This window comes from Desulfobacter sp., from assembly GCA_028768525.1.
Classification (GTDB): Bacteria; Desulfobacterota; Desulfobacteria; order Desulfobacterales; family Desulfobacteraceae; genus Desulfobacter.
The window spans coordinates 4,772,020-4,786,512 of sequence record CP054837.1 but is presented as its reverse complement, the minus strand read 5'-3'; the positions used below and the strand labels follow the sequence as shown (position 1 = coordinate 4,786,512).

At 52.8% G+C, this 14,493-nt stretch carries 12 protein-coding genes; 5 read left to right on the top strand and 7 right to left on the bottom strand.

The annotated features are described in order from the left end of the window. The first annotated feature begins 4 nt into the window (after positions 1–4). Positions 5–436, top strand: a complete 432-nt coding sequence (locus HUN04_21060) for a hypothetical protein (GenBank protein WDP92073.1) — start codon at positions 5–7, stop codon at positions 434–436. A 24-nt stretch (positions 437–460) separates the two neighbouring features. After that, positions 461–1,450, top strand: a complete 990-nt coding sequence (gene bioB / locus HUN04_21055) for a biotin synthase BioB (protein ID WDP92072.1) — start codon at positions 461–463, stop codon at positions 1,448–1,450. A gap of 10 nt (positions 1,451–1,460) precedes the next feature. On the opposite strand, the gene HUN04_21050 is transcribed toward bioB, so the two are convergent. The 4 genes from HUN04_21050 to HUN04_21035 form a co-directional block, all read right to left on the bottom strand. Beyond that, complete coding sequence (locus HUN04_21050) at positions 1,461–2,114, bottom strand: hypothetical protein (protein ID WDP92071.1); 654 nt, start codon at positions 2,112–2,114, stop codon at positions 1,461–1,463. A gap of 21 nt (positions 2,115–2,135) precedes the next feature. Further along, complete coding sequence (locus tag HUN04_21045; protein WDP92070.1) at positions 2,136–2,738, bottom strand: TetR/AcrR family transcriptional regulator; 603 nt, start codon at positions 2,736–2,738, stop codon at positions 2,136–2,138. Positions 2,739–2,926: 188 nt separating this feature from the next. Then, the gene (locus HUN04_21040; protein WDP92069.1) at positions 2,927–4,633 is read right to left on the bottom strand and encodes an acyl-CoA/acyl-ACP dehydrogenase; all 1,707 of its coding nucleotides are present in this window, start codon (positions 4,631–4,633) and stop codon (positions 2,927–2,929) included. A gap of 89 nt (positions 4,634–4,722) precedes the next feature. Then, on the bottom strand, positions 4,723–5,151 hold the full coding sequence (locus tag HUN04_21035) for a MarR family transcriptional regulator (protein ID WDP92068.1): 429 nt from the start codon (positions 5,149–5,151) through the stop codon (positions 4,723–4,725). A gap of 189 nt (positions 5,152–5,340) precedes the next feature. Here HUN04_21035 and HUN04_21030 point away from each other — a divergent pair, with 189 nt between their 5' ends. The 3 genes from HUN04_21030 (at position 5,341) to HUN04_21020 (ending at position 8,397) form a co-directional block, all read left to right on the top strand. Continuing rightward, positions 5,341–5,784 carry a FecR domain-containing protein gene (locus HUN04_21030; protein ID WDP92067.1) on the top strand — a complete coding sequence of 148 codons (444 nt, stop codon included), beginning with the start codon at positions 5,341–5,343 and terminating at the stop codon, positions 5,782–5,784. Positions 5,785–5,797: 13 nt separating this feature from the next. Next, positions 5,798–6,385 carry an OmpA family protein gene (locus HUN04_21025; GenBank protein WDP92066.1) on the top strand — a complete coding sequence of 196 codons (588 nt, stop codon included), beginning with the start codon at positions 5,798–5,800 and terminating at the stop codon, positions 6,383–6,385. 77 nt (positions 6,386–6,462) lie between these two features. After that, positions 6,463–8,397, top strand: coding sequence for a CHASE2 domain-containing protein (locus HUN04_21020; protein WDP93357.1), 1,935 nt, complete (start codon positions 6,463–6,465; stop codon positions 8,395–8,397). Positions 8,398–8,424: 27 nt separating this feature from the next. On the opposite strand, the gene HUN04_21015 is transcribed toward HUN04_21020, so the two are convergent. The 3 genes from HUN04_21015 to HUN04_21005 form a co-directional block, all read right to left on the bottom strand. Further along, positions 8,425–9,432 carry a cyclic nucleotide-binding domain-containing protein gene (locus HUN04_21015; protein WDP92065.1) on the bottom strand — a complete coding sequence of 336 codons (1,008 nt, stop codon included), beginning with the start codon at positions 9,430–9,432 and terminating at the stop codon, positions 8,425–8,427. A gap of 195 nt (positions 9,433–9,627) precedes the next feature. Continuing rightward, the gene (gene gdhA / locus HUN04_21010; GenBank protein WDP92064.1) at positions 9,628–10,977 is read right to left on the bottom strand and encodes an NADP-specific glutamate dehydrogenase; all 1,350 of its coding nucleotides are present in this window, start codon (positions 10,975–10,977) and stop codon (positions 9,628–9,630) included. A gap of 181 nt (positions 10,978–11,158) precedes the next feature. Beyond that, positions 11,159–14,290, bottom strand: coding sequence for an NAD-glutamate dehydrogenase (locus tag HUN04_21005; protein ID WDP92063.1), 3,132 nt, complete (start codon positions 14,288–14,290; stop codon positions 11,159–11,161). Positions 14,291–14,493 lie beyond the last annotated feature (203 nt).

Here is a 14,493-nt window from a genome sequence, read left to right as displayed (position 1 = left end):
TATTATGATTCTTCACGATTTTATCTATGAATGGGACGGAAAGAGCCGGTCGGGCAAAGCACCGATCACCTGGTGGCCCGGGGCCTACCGGGTAAAAATCGTGAAGCTGGCAGATGACACAAAGGGGATCCGGTATCTTTTTCCGACAGCTGTTTTTTTAAAAGGGGTGAAGACCAAGGCCGTGATGAACACCTCCCTGAAAAACTATATCCATAATTTTGCGGAAAAAATCTCTGAAAAATATGGCCTGGATGCCCAGAAAACCATCTGGGTGGAAGTCGGGGACAAAATCCGGGTCGCCCACCTCAAACCCGACGGCCATCTGACGGACAAAACCTTTTTTTCCTTTACCTGGCGGGAGGCACGGCCCAATGAACTGGAAGAGTTCGCCCCTTATCTCGACGATATGCGAGCGCCGCCTGATGATTCTGAATAATCCTGAACCTGAATAGTTTTGCTAATGATCTCTTATACCGATATTGCACAAAAAATATGCCATGACGGCATGGCCTGCGACAAAGACATGGCAATGGCCCTGGCCGCCGCACCTGAAGACCGGGCCTTCCGTCTCATGGCCGGAGCCGACCTCATCCGCCGCCATTATTTTCAATCCGGGGTTCACCTGTGTGCCATCAACAATGCCAAATCAGGAAAATGCTCCGAGGACTGCCGGTTCTGCGCCCAGTCCCATGCCTATGGCACCGGCATTGACACCTACCCCCTCAAGGCGGAGGATGATCTCTGCCGGGCCCTGGACGGGATGGCCGCCACGCCGGTCCACAGGTATTCCCTGGTGACCAGCGGCAGACGGCTCTCCGGAAGCGGTGTGGACCGCATCGCCCGGGCCGTTTCCAAGGCCGCACACCACCCCCAGGAATACTGCGCCTCACTGGGCATTTTGGATAAAGAAGATTTTGAAACGCTGAAATCCGCCGGAATTACCCGGTACCACCACAACCTGGAAACCAGCCGCAGCCATTTTGACCGCATCTGTACCACCCACACCTACGACCAGCGCATTGAAACCATAAAATGCGCCCGGACCGCAGGCCTGTCCATCTGTTCCGGCGGTATCTTCGGCATCGGCGAAACCATGGCACAGGTGGTGGAACTGGCCCTGGATCTGAAAGCGCTGGATGTGGATGCCCTGCCCCTTAATTTCCTTTCCCCGGTCCAGGGAACGCCCCTGGCCGGCCAGGAACCGCTCTCCCCCCTTGCCTGCCTGAAAATTATCGCCCTGTTCAGATACATGCTGCCGGACAAGGAAATCATTGTCTGCGGGGGCAGGCTGAACAATTTAAAAGAACTCCACCCCCTGGTCTTTTTCGCAGGGGCATCAGGGCTGATGACGGGCAATTACCTGACCACGGCAGGCAATCAGATGGAGATGGATACGGCCATGATCTCCCGGCTGGGGCTGACCCTCCGGGAGACCGTACCGGGCCTTTAGCTGACCTTTTTTAATACTGCCATTTGAATACGCCCAGTCCCAGAATATTCATGACAACAGGCAGGGTGTAGAAAAATCCCAGGGTCACAAGTTTGGCCTTCATGGTTTTCCGGGTGATCACAAAGATGGCGGCGCAGAAAAAATGGAAATATCCGATGAGGAAAATCAGCCAGACGCCCTTGAAAGAGCGCTCCCAGAATGAATACTCCCAGACCAGGTGGCCGCCCAGGTTAAGATAGCATTCCACAAACACACAGAATGCGGAATAGGCCGCCCCCCAGAACCACATGTCGGGAATCCCCAGGATTTTGGCCCGTCCCCCTTCTCTCAGGGTGTGGTAGTAGATGATGCCGATGATGGAAAACATGAACATAATCTCAATGTTCCAGCCGACCATGGTCCTCAGGGCCGTATCCCCGGGAGCGGTCCAAAAGGCCGAACGGCCGGACAACACCATCACCCAGGAATTCCAGGTCTCATTAAAAAAATCCACCCCGAAAATGGTCGCCCCGGCCAGGACCGCGTTCCAGTCCCCGGTCTCCCGGGCCTCCTTGATCTCCCTGGTGTAGATGTAAAAAACAATGGCCAATAGCGGAATCACATACCATTTGAGGGTGGAAAAATCCCTGAGGTTTTCCAGGGCCTGAACGGTGGCTGGGGTCATGACAATCTCCTTTCACATGGGTTATGGGTGGCTGGAGGACTGCATAAGCCCCCCGAGATTCAGTTCCAGTGCGGCATCGAACATCTGTCCAAAATCCTTGAGATCCAGATAGACATAGGTCTGGATGAGAAACATCATATATATGCTGAACAGGTACCTAACGGTGGCGTCCGGGTCGGCAACCCGGAAGATTCCCTCTGCCATTCCCTGGTCCAGAATCTCCCGTATGATATCCATGGCAGCGGCATTGGCTTCGGGGAACCGATCCTTTTTCCTGTCCAGGGTCAGAATATCAGGATCTTTGGCCAGCAGTCTGCGAAAGGGGGTGTCCCCTTCGATATAGGCCAGGGCCGCCGTCCCCATTGCCCTGAACTTATTGTCCGCTGTACGTTCCCTGGCCACGGCCCGCCGGACAGAATCCTGCCAACGCCCCAGTGCCCATTGGATGGTCTGGCGGTAGAGGTCCTTCTTGTTTTTGACATAAAAATAAAGGTTGCCCTTGGTCATGCCCAGGGCCCGGGCCACATCCTCCACCGTGGTCTTTTTATACCCGTAGTCAGCAAAGAGTACGAGGGCTTCTTTAAAAAGCTGCCGCCGATTTTCGTCTTTTTTGGCATTTACCATGGCATACCCAAATATTAAAATTGAATATTTTACTTATTTGTTCAGTTTTTTAATCAGGATAGCCGGAATTGTCAAGACAGATTTTTTCAAAATTCAAGGAAGACACAAGAATCGGAATGGAATTCTCAGGGGGGCGGGAAAGGGATCAACAGCCTGCCGGAATGTCCGGCAGGCTGAAAGATGAATAGTTAAGGATTCATTTCATAGGCGTCAATCAGGGAGTAGACATGATCATTCAACACGGCATCGAACCGCTCGGGGTTGGCATCGGGCCGCTTGATCATTTTCAGGCAGGCGGCCTGCTGGGCCTCGGAGCTGCTGGGCTTGCCGTAAAGTTCCAGGCCGTAGTCGGAAAAATCCCTGACCATGAAATCAAAGATCTGGTCCAGTACCGCATCATCAATCTTCTCAATGGCGGCACTTTCAATGATGAGCTGCCCATAGGCCACCAGGGTGAACAATTCGCCCACGGCCAGCAGATAATCAAAATCGTTCATCATCTGGTCTTTGAGTTCCAGGCCCGAGGCCATGAGGAATTCTTCATAGGCCTTGATCTGCTCCTTAAAGATGTTGATATTGGGCAGGTCCTTGCTGTCGTAGGCCAGCCTGTAATTATGGAACTGGGTTTTGGCATAGCCGCGGGTGGGGCCCTGTTTGAACAGGTAGTCGTCGTTTTCCGGTCCGTTGAGCCGGGGCACTTCTTCAAATTCGCCGGGGTTGAAAAAGTAGGAGGGGATGAGCTTGACAATGAGGGCCATGTTCACGTGGCGGGTCCCTTCCAGTTTGGGGAAGCCGCGCAGCTCAATCACGGCCTGCTCAAAGTAGAGATCCTTTTCAAATCCCCTGGCCGCAATGATGTCCCAGAGCAGCTCGTGGACCTCTTCGCCCTGCAGCGCCACCTTCATCTTCATGATGGGGTTGTAGAGCAGGTAGCGCTTGTCGTTTTCATTGGCGCACCTCATATAATCCGTGGCCCTCAGCCCGAAAAGCTTCATGGCGGCCAGGCGGCTGTAGGCATCCACAAAGAGTTTTTTCACATGGGTGAATTCAGTGACGTATTTGCCGTAGAGATTCCGCTTGGCGGCATGGTTCAGGGCCTCGTAAAAGGAATGGGTGACGATACCCGTGGCGCCGGAGCCGATGTTAAACTTGCAGATATTGATGGTGTTGAGCATGTCGTCCCAGGCCTTGGGGCCCCGGGAGAGGATGTCGTCCTCGGTGATGGGGTAATCGTGGAGGTTGAACTCCGATACATAGTTCTGGGCCCAGATCACATTCTGGACGCATTCGTATTTTTCGTGGCTTGAATCCACGGCAAAGAAAACATAGTCATCTGTGCCGTCCACCTTGCCAAAAACGGTGATAATGCCGGCCTCGTTGCCGTTGCCGATGTAGTACTTGGAGCCCCTGGCCAGGTAGGTGCCGTCCTCCTGGGGATAAAGGCGCATTGAAGAAGAATAGATGTCGGCCCCGTGTTCCTGCTCGGAGAGGCCGAAGGCGCACAGCGGGTTCTCCCTGAGTTTTTCAACCGCCTTGTGCTTGAAGGCCTCGTTGTCCCCCAGGAACACCGGATCCAGCCCCAGGGTGGAAACATGGTACATATACCAGTATGCCGTACCGTAGAACCCGCAGATTTCCGAAAATTCGTACATGCGGTAGGTGCTGTAATACTGGTCCTGCTCACCGTATCCGCTGGGCAGGAACAGGGTTTCGAAAATCCCTTCCTTTTTGATGAATTCGGCAAAGTCATAGGTAAATTCCCTTGACCGGTAATCCTCTTTCATCTGTTTCATTCCCTTGGACTCGAACCACTCAATGGTTTTCACCATGATCTCCTTTGAGCGTTTGTCCGGGTAGTTTCTGTCCTGGTAGTTTCTGGGGTTTAATAACAGCATGTCCGACACCTCTTTTTATTTTAGGTTATGGCATTAAATAGGTTATACGAATGACCGTTTGCATACCAACTTATTTCAGACAAAAAAATTTAGTCGTATACCAAATCCCTTAAAAACCGCTTGAGCAGCACCTGTTCCTCGGATGTAAATCCTGACAGCAGCGCCTCATTGGCTTTTTTTCTCACATCAATCAGTTCGGTTTTCATTTGGTTGGCCTTTTCTGAGGGAAAAATCCGGTTCACCCGCCGGTCATGGGGATCCTGCTTTTTAACGATCCATCCGCCGTCGGCCATCCGGTCCAGCACCCCGGACAGGGTCGCCTTGTCCAGAATCAAAAGGCGTCCCAGCTCAGAGGCGGTGAGTCCCTCTTCGTACCACAGCCCTTCCAGCACCAGATGCTGCATATTGGTCAGACCGAAGGGCTTAAGGTATTTTTTAAAATCCCCGTGGGCCTTCTGGTAGGCCTTTCCCAGCAGAAAAACCGTGCAATCCGGCACCTCGCTGACTTTTTTTTCCATTCACCACTCCTTATGTATACAAACCATATGTATACAAACCTTTAATCCATATTTGTTTTCAAGTCAATCCCTTTGAAAAAACAGGTCCCGATAAAGCGAGGGATGCCTTGACACGAAAATTTTTTTATACCTATAATTAACCTTCATTTTGCCAATTCAATTGGAAAAATATTCCAAGGAGGGTTCCAAATGAAACGTTTCGTAACCTGGTTCATTGCCCTGTGTCTGATTCTCACCTGTTCGCCCCTGCCTGCTGCAGAAACCGCGGGGCTGCTCAAAACCGCCTCGGGCGACGTCCGGATACAGAGGGGAGAGGACATGATCAGCGCACAAAAAGGAAGCGACCTGATGGCAAGGGATACCGTCATCACAGGGCAGAAAAGCTATGCCGGTGTGATATTCAATGACGGCACCCTGTTTACCATGGGACCCAATACCCGGTTTACACTCAAACAATACCGATTCGAACCCAAACACCAGGCCTATGACTTTTCCATGTACCTTGAACAGGGATCCGGACTTTACCAGTCCGGAAAAATCGGGAAACTTGCCCCCGAAGCCGTGAGTTTATCCACGCCCAAAGCCACCGTCGGCATCAGGGGCACCCGGTTCATCATCAAAATCGACGAATAAGGAGTCTGTCATCATGAAAAATGCCGTACTGCTGTTCGCTATTATCTTTTTGTGTGCCTGCGGTTCAAAAACAACGGTTATCCTGCTGCCGGAAGAGGACGGCCGGACCGGCAAAGTAGTCGTGAAAAACCAGGCATCCGAAACCGTTCTGGACCAACCCTATACATGCACCGACGTCAGCAGTGCGCAATCGGCACTGGAAACCAAACCCGTCGCCCGGGAAACGGTCAGCAGTTCATTTAAAGAACTCTTTAGGGCCGAGCCCCCCAAGCCGGTTCATTTTATCCTTTACTTTAAACATAATACCACCACCCTCACCGATGACAGCCTTAAACTGATTCCCCGGGTAATTGAGACGGCCAGGGAGAGGGAACCCTCCCAGATCAGTGTCATCGGCCATACCGACACCAAAGGCTCTGCCAAGCATAATATCCAACTTTCCATGGAACGGGCAAAGGTGGTGGCAGACCACCTGAAATCCTCGGGAATAGAACTCAAAAATCTTTCCGTTACCTCCCACGGGGAAAATGAGCTGCTGGTGCCCACGGCGGATAATGTATCCGAGCCTAAAAACAGGCGGGTGGAAATCATGGTCAGATAATACAGGAATTTCCCTTGACACCCGATATCAATTCCGATCCCGGCACCAGAACCGCCGGCTATTTCATTATCGCAGGCATGTTTCTGACCACCCTCACCCTGGTGTCCTGCATATATTTTAAGCCCCGTCTTTACAGCAGTCTGGATTATTTTTTCTATGACCGGTTTATGGAAATCGGCAGCCTCCCGGAATCCGACAACCGGATTATCATCGTGGATATAGACGAAACCAGCTTGTCCCAAATCGGCCAATGGCCCTGGCCGAGATACCGGCTGGCCCAAATGCTCACGGCCCTCAGCGCCATGGCGCCCGAAGCCGTCGCCCTTGACATCCTCCTGCCCGAACCGGACAGGACCTCCCTGAACACCTTAAAAGCCCAGTTTAAAAAGGATTTCAACCTTGACCTTGAATTCACCGGCATTCCCCAGGTTCTCAGGGATAATGACGCCTACCTGGCCCAGGTCCTGGCCCAAACCGGCACCCTCGGGGCACGGTATTTTTATTTTGACCATACCAATGCCTCTTCCCTGTGCAAGGGGCCCCCTGTCTCCATCCAGGATGAATCGGGCCTGCTCAGCCTGCACCGGGCGGAAGGGGTGCTCTGCAATCAATTCCCATTTGAGCAGGCCATTGAGTCTTTTGGATTTACCAACTCCGGATATGACCACGACGGTATCTTAAGGCGTTTGCCGCTGCTGATTCAGTACCAGGACAGGATCTATCCCCATCTTTCCCTTGCGGTGCTGATGAAAATGAAAGGCATCACCAAGGCCCGCATTGAAACAGATGAATTCGGCCCCCAGGTGAAAGCCGGGCCCTTCACCATCCCCGTCACCCCCAAAGGCGAGGCTGCCATCCGATTCAGCAACGGGGCAAAACGCCACAGGTCGGTTTCAGCGGTGGACCTGCTAAACAAATCGGTTCCCCCATCCTTAATACAGGATAAAATCGTCCTCATCGGGTCCTCAGCCGTGGGGCTCAACGATCTCCACCATACCCCCTTTGACACCCAATTCCCGGGTGTTGAAGCACAGGCCACATTGATGGATAATATCCTGGACCAGTCATCCATTGTCCTGCCCCGATGGCGCCCCCACCTGTCAGCGGCATTCTGCCTATTGGCCAGCGGGGCCATGGCCCTACTCTTCATCTATTTTCCAACCCCCTTAGGCCTATTGTCGGGGACCCTGACGGGGGGGCTGCTGGTCACCCTGCCCGCATATTTCCTCTTCAGCCACTGGTCAGTATTTATCTCCCCGGGCATGCCGGTATTCATCCTGATCATCCACTTCGTTGTCTTTGCCTTTGCACGGTTTGCCCTGGCCAGGCGGATTTCCTTTATCTGGTTTAAACAATTGTCCACCTCCCAGCAGCTCACCCTGGAAGCCATGGTCAGCATGGTGGAAACAAGGGACCCGGAAACCGGGGCCCATATCAAAAGAACCCAGAATTATGCAAAGGCCCTTGCAACTCATTTGCAGCAAAACGGGTGCTTCACCGACACCCTCACCCCCACCTATATTGAAACCTTGTATTTGTCCGTTCCCCTTCATGATATCGGCAAGGTCGGCATCCCGGACCGGATTCTGCTTAAGGAAGGCCCCCTGACCGATGAGGAATTTGAATTAATGAAACGCCACGTCGCCTACGGCCGCCGGATCATTGAACGGGCAACCCGGAACATTCAAGGAGACACTTATCTTGGTATGGGTGCTGAAATTGCCGGGGGTCACCACGAAAAATGGAACGGCAAAGGATATCCCAGGGGCCTGCTGCATGACAATATTCCCCTTTCGGCCAGAATCATGACAATCTGCGATGTCTATGACGCCTTAATCAGCCGCCGCTGCTATAAGCCGCCCTTCTCCCATGAGCAATCCATGGAGATCATACTGGAACAAAAAGGCGAGGCATTCGATCCGGTTCTGGTGGATGCCTTTTTTTCAATAGAAGACGAAATTGTGGCCATTGCGCGGGAATACCAGGACGAGGCAGAGGAGCTTGATAATTAAAAGGCCCCGATTCATTCCAGCTTGATTTCACAATTTTTCGGAATTCAAAAACCCTTTGAGCTGATCGGGTGAAATGGGGGCAAAGAATTTAAAATTGACCAGGTAATTATCAAAAAGCTGGTCATACACACTTATAATCCGGCCTTTTATAGCCACTTCCAGGCCGCTTGTTTCAGAATAGAGATTTACCACCGCCTGGCGGCCGAGAAATTTCCTGGCGGATTCCTTTTTTGACTGCCGGATATCAAAGGATACCCCGCCCCGGGAAATATCTGAAAGTGTCCCCGGGACAAACACGCTTCCGGGATGGCCGTCGGCATTTAGAAGATTGAAAGAGATCCTGCCCGAGGCAGGGTATCGCTTGAAACAGCGACGGTCTGCAGCTTTCTGCTTTAATATATCATTGACGTTGGTTTTGGACAGCCCGCCGCAAATCGTTTCTATCCGCGCATCAATGCCCGGATGTTTTTCAACAATCCTGTTAAACGCATCCCGTTCAAGATAATGCATGGCAACCGGCCCGTCGGTGATGGCCGTCACCGTGGCATAGGTGATGTCGAAAAAGCATTTCTGGCCCACAGGTTCCCCCTTGACCACTTTTTTTAAAAAGATCTCCTTTTTTCCCTGGGTGCAGATGATCCTGAGCATACCGGAATCAATGAGAAACAACCGGTTATTCACCCTGCCCTGCTGCAAAATTACTTTTCCGGAGGGAAGCTTTATTTTTTTTAAGGAAAAATACAGATCATTTGCTTCTTCATCCGTCATATCACCGTAGAGGTCATGCCATACGTTTCTGTGTTCCAGGTCAATGCTTTTGGTTTTTTCAGATTCTATAATTTCAGCAGCACCCACGATTTGGGACAACGCCATTGAATCGATGTCCATGATCCGGGCCCTGTAATCCTCGGCTTTTTGAAACGCCTTGGATTTCGCACAATGAACAACCATTTGGTAAAGAAGCCTGACGGCCTCTTCTTTTTTATTCTGCGCGATCAATTCTTCCAAACGTTTTTCCATATCGTCCAACGTCATTTGACCTCCATCCAAAAAGGAATTCCCGCCGATAATACATCATCCATAGTCAAGGGGATTTTCTGACCATAAATAAAAGCGTCTCCCAGGTCAAGCATTCAATTTAAGGGGGAATATCCTTTGAAAAAGAAAAAGCTGCTGCCCCCTGCACCGGCAAAGCAGCAGCTTTATTGTTGGATGACAAACAGATACCGTTTATACAATCCCCTGGTCCATCATGGCGTCTGCCACTTTGACGAAACCGGCGATATTGGCTCCATTCACATAATTCCCGGGGGTGCCGTACTCTTCCGAAGCCTCCAGGCAGGCCCGGTGGATACTTTGCATGATGCCCTTGAGCTTGGCTTCCACCTCCTGCCTGGACCACTTGATCCGCATGGAATTCTGGGACATTTCCAGGCCGGATACGGCCACACCGCCGGCATTGGCTGCCTTTCCCGGGGCGTAAAGGAGGCCGGCCTCCAGAAAGACCTTAATGCCTTCGGGGGTGGTGGGCATGTTGGCCCCTTCACTGACCAGGATGACCCCGTTGTTCACCAGGTTCTGGGCATCCTTTTCATTGATTTCGTTCTGGGTGGCCGATGGAAATGCGCAGTTGGCCTTGTGGTCCCAAAGGGGATTGTGGTCCCCGGCACTGTCCAGGGCCGTGTACACGGCTGTGGGGTATTTATCTGCATATTCTTTGATCCGCCCCCGTTTCACATTTTTCAGATACATCACCCACTGGAGTTTGTCCCCGTCTATGCCGTCTTCATCGTAGATATACCCCGAAGAATCCGAGAGGGTAACGACCTTGCCCCCCAGGTGAATAATTTTTTCCGTGGTATACTGGGCCACGTTTCCGGAGCCGGAGACCAGGCATATCTTATCTTTGATGCTGTCCTGGCGGGTGGCAAGCATTTCGTCGGCAAAAAAGACCGAACCGTAGCCCGTGGCCTCGGGCCGGATGAGGGAACCGCCCCAGTTAAGGCTTTTTCCCGTGAGCACCCCGGTAAATTCGTTTCTCAGTTTTTTGTACATGCCAAAGAGGTAGCCGATTTCCCGCCCCCCCACACCGATGTCCCCGGCAGGCACGTCGGTATCCTGGCCGATGTGGCGGAAAAGCTCGGACATGAAGCTCTGGCAAAACCGCATGACTTCAAAATCCGACTTGCCCTTGGGGTCAAAATCTGAACCGCCCTTCCCCCCGCCGATGGGAAGGGTGGTCAGCGCATTTTTAAATACCTGCTCAAAGGCCAGGAATTTCAGAATGGAAAGATTGACCGAGGGGTGGAACCTCAGCCCTCCTTTGTACGGGCCAATGGCCGAGCTCATCTCAATGCGGAACCCCCGGTTGACCCGGACCCTGCCCTGGTCATCCACCCAGGGGACCCGGAACTGGATCACCCGCTCGGGTTCAACAATTCGTTCCAGAATACCGGCATGACGGTATTCTGAATTCCGGTCCAGCACCGGCTTTACGGACTCCGCCACCTCATGCACGGCCTGGTGGAATTCTTTCTCATAGGGGTCCCTGGCGTTGACGATATCCATTAACGTTTCCATCCCTTCCCTCCTTGATTCATATTAAAAGATGAGGTGCTAAACTATTTTGACATTAGCGCGGCAAAATAATATCCGGACGAAAGAATTTCGGCCATTCGACTGATTGGGTGTATAGAGATATTATAAACCGCCCCGGCAGCTTTGCAAGCAAAAATCCGGGGCGGTGGGTTAAGGCAGGGGGTTAAGCGGTTTTAAACAATTTCTTCATGGCGCCCATGAAATCCTTTTCCGCGGCGGCGGCATAGGCATCCCAGTCCGTCCCGTGTTCGTAAAAGGCCAGGGAGGCCATCTTTTTGGTGATGATGGCATTTCTGTAGGCGATGAGTTTTTCCGCATTCATGATCTTAAGGATGGCTTCCCGTCCAAGGTTTTTGGCCAGGCCCTTGGGCACATAGGTTTGAAGCACTTCCCAGAGCAGGTCCTCATCGGCGACCACGGCGTCAATATTCCCGGCCACAATTTCCATGAAGGCAAAAATCTGTTCACTGGTCTTCACCGACAGCACGAACAGCGGCGTCTCCGGATCCGCTTCATGGATTTTGAGGAGCATATTGGTCTCTGCCGCCGCATAGGTGGATACCAGTTCCATGATATCCCGGATCAGTGCCCAGCGGGTCTTTACATCCTCAAGGAGCCGTTTTTCGTAATCATCCTCAAAGAGGAAGGCGGTGAGCACTTCGGCCACGGCAGAGGAAAAGACCCCGCCCTTGTTGGCGGAGCTGTCCTTGATCTGCTTGATCTCCGTGGCGGTGGCAATATACCTGCGGGCCGCATCGTCAAAATAGACATTGGCGCCTTCGGCGATGAACCTCAGTTCCTTGAAATTGGCGGTAAACGCCCGGACATTGGACCGGTTGACCGTATCCTTGAATCCGCCGCAGGGGATGAAGGCCTGGATATTGGCCTGTTCAATGTACTTGCGGTTGGCCGGATCGGTGATGAAATTTCTGTGGAAAATGGCCCCGTCTTCCACCAGGGTGCCGTCGGGCAGGGTGATGTTCTTGCCCCGCAGCGGCACCTGGAAGCCCTTTTTCCCCAGTTTTTCAACAGGATACCCCAGGGAATTGACCCTCGGGGAGGTATGGCGCATGAACCCGATTTTCATCAATTCTTCCCGGTCCAGCCCGTCGGGGTCAAAAAGGATGGAGCCGCCGTCGATGATCAGGCAGATCTTACCCTTGTAGCACTGGATCTCGTTGGCTCCCAGGTCCCCGTCAGGCCCGCCGGTCATCATGAGGTTGAGCCCTTCTTCCTTGGCCCCGTAATGGGAAACCAGGGTCCTGAACGCCCCCATCACCGAGGTGGTGGTCATGCCGGAAATCTCGATCTTTCCGCCGATGGCCTTCCAGATCTTGTCCATGTCGTCGGTGACGGCCTTTGTCTTGCCGTTGACGGCCAGTTCCGTGGTCTTGTCGTCATGGGCGGAGAGGCCGAAGACATCCCCGTTGGACAGCAGCCCGTAGGTATCGTGGGGGATGCCGAAGCTCTTGCCCGTGGTCAGGGTCCGCCAATATGCGTATCCCCGCTCCCTGGCCCGGAATGACACAGCGTCCATCATGGGGGCGGTGCCCTCGTCCGGTCCGAAGAAAACCATTTCTGGCTTTCCGTAATGGTCCTTGACATTGGGGTCCGGGAGGATCAGATCCATGATGCCTTCGGTGTAATCGTAAAGGGCCTCCATGCCGTAGGTGGCATAAAGGGGATGGGGGACCACCACCCCTTTGGAGCCGCTCTCGCAGATATCCTTGTGTTTGAGGCGCTGGGCCTTGGGCCCCAGGGCATAGTTGAGCAGCACGGCATTGTCCAGCTCCGCCCCGTGGTTGCTGGGGGTGACCCGGATCATTCTCAGGCCGCCCCGGGCAATGTCGTCGGCCCGCAAATGGGTGCCGCAGGCATAGTGGCCGTTGGCAAAGAAAATGCCGAAGACGAACTGGTCATAGACCAGGGGATCCAGAATGCGGTTATCCATCCTGAAGGTAAAGGATCTTTTTTCGGGCTTGTAAAAATTGGTCTTGAGCACCGCCGGGATGAACTTGAACATGAATGAGAAAATATCATGCTCCATGGGATCATCCATGAACCGGATGTCCAGCATCCGTTCAAAGGAGGCCTTTTCCCCTTCCAGGTCGGCATCGGTCAGGTCGCAGGGGCCGGCCGGGTTGAACTTCTTGTCAAAAAGCCGGTAAAGAAACTTGATCAGGTCGGGATGGGCGCAGGCGGTTTCCTCCACGGTCCGGTAGACATAGGTGGATTTGTTGGATTCATGGATCCGGGAAGCAAAGGCCGATTTGTGGTCGGCGTTTTCCAGGCTGTCCATGATCTCCCTGTCGCTTTGGTTGCCCCGCTCCTTGTAGATGAACATGTGGGTGAAATCCACGGCATTGCCGGCAAAAAGCATCTCTTTGAAGGTCAGTTCTCCGGCCACATAGGGACGGGTGACCCCGTTGACGGCAAAGCTCAAAAAGGCCCTCAAATCGTCAATGAGTTCCTGTTCCCTTGCCCTGGACAATTCCCCCTTCACATAGAGGGAACAGATGGAGGAAGGCACCCTGGCATCGGTGGAGTACGGTTCCCAGTATGCGCGGCCGATGACCAGGCCGTGGTCGGCAAAAAGCTGGCGGAGGACTGCCAGCTGGGGTTTTTCGAAATCGGAATTGAACATGATCCGGATTTCACCCACATCCGAAAGATTGAAGACCTCAATCACCGGGGTCACGGACTGGGATACGGACTCCAGGATTTTTTCATACCGGTCCCGGGTCAGCCGGGGGGTGGCGATGTAGTCCTGGTCCAGGCCGAAAAGGAACCTGGAACCGGAAAACCTGTCCGTAGAAAAATCGGCCACGGTTTCCGGGCGGAACATATAGGTATAGTATTCTTTTTCCGGATTATAATAATATTCACGGCGGTGCCCCACCAGCTGGGTGTCCAGCATGGTTTCCATGGCGTCCCGGGTCTCTTTGGTGGCGATGCGGATCCGCTGGATCTGGCTGGCCTGGGTATTATCGAAATCGATATCCGCCACCCAGGAGGTCAAATCCACGCGGTCGCCCTGCACCTTGAGGCTCTTGGCAATGGAAAAAAGGATGTGCCGGAGTGAATCCTTTTTAATGGTTTCAAAAAAGTAATTGGGCAGGCCCAGGTCGTTAAGCAGGATGCCGGCTGCACGGTTGATGCAGTTGGCGGTAATCAGCCCCTCTGACGCCAGGTCGATGACGGCTTCATAGAGAAGGCTGGGGTTGAGGTTAACGCGTTTGGCCTGGTTGATAATCGTTGTACCTGCTGATACAGGACGGTCGGACTGGGTTTCCATCGGATCTCCTATCTACCCGTCGCATTGCTGCGGGGGAAAAATCGCATTGATATACAGGTGTTGATAACGGTTTGATTGAGTTATGGGTTAAGATGTCAAATAACATATTCATGGGGCAGCTTCTATTTCATCTGTTTTGGATTATCCATTCGGTAAATCCGCACTCCCTAGTTATTTTAACAATTGTCATTCCAACAATTCGA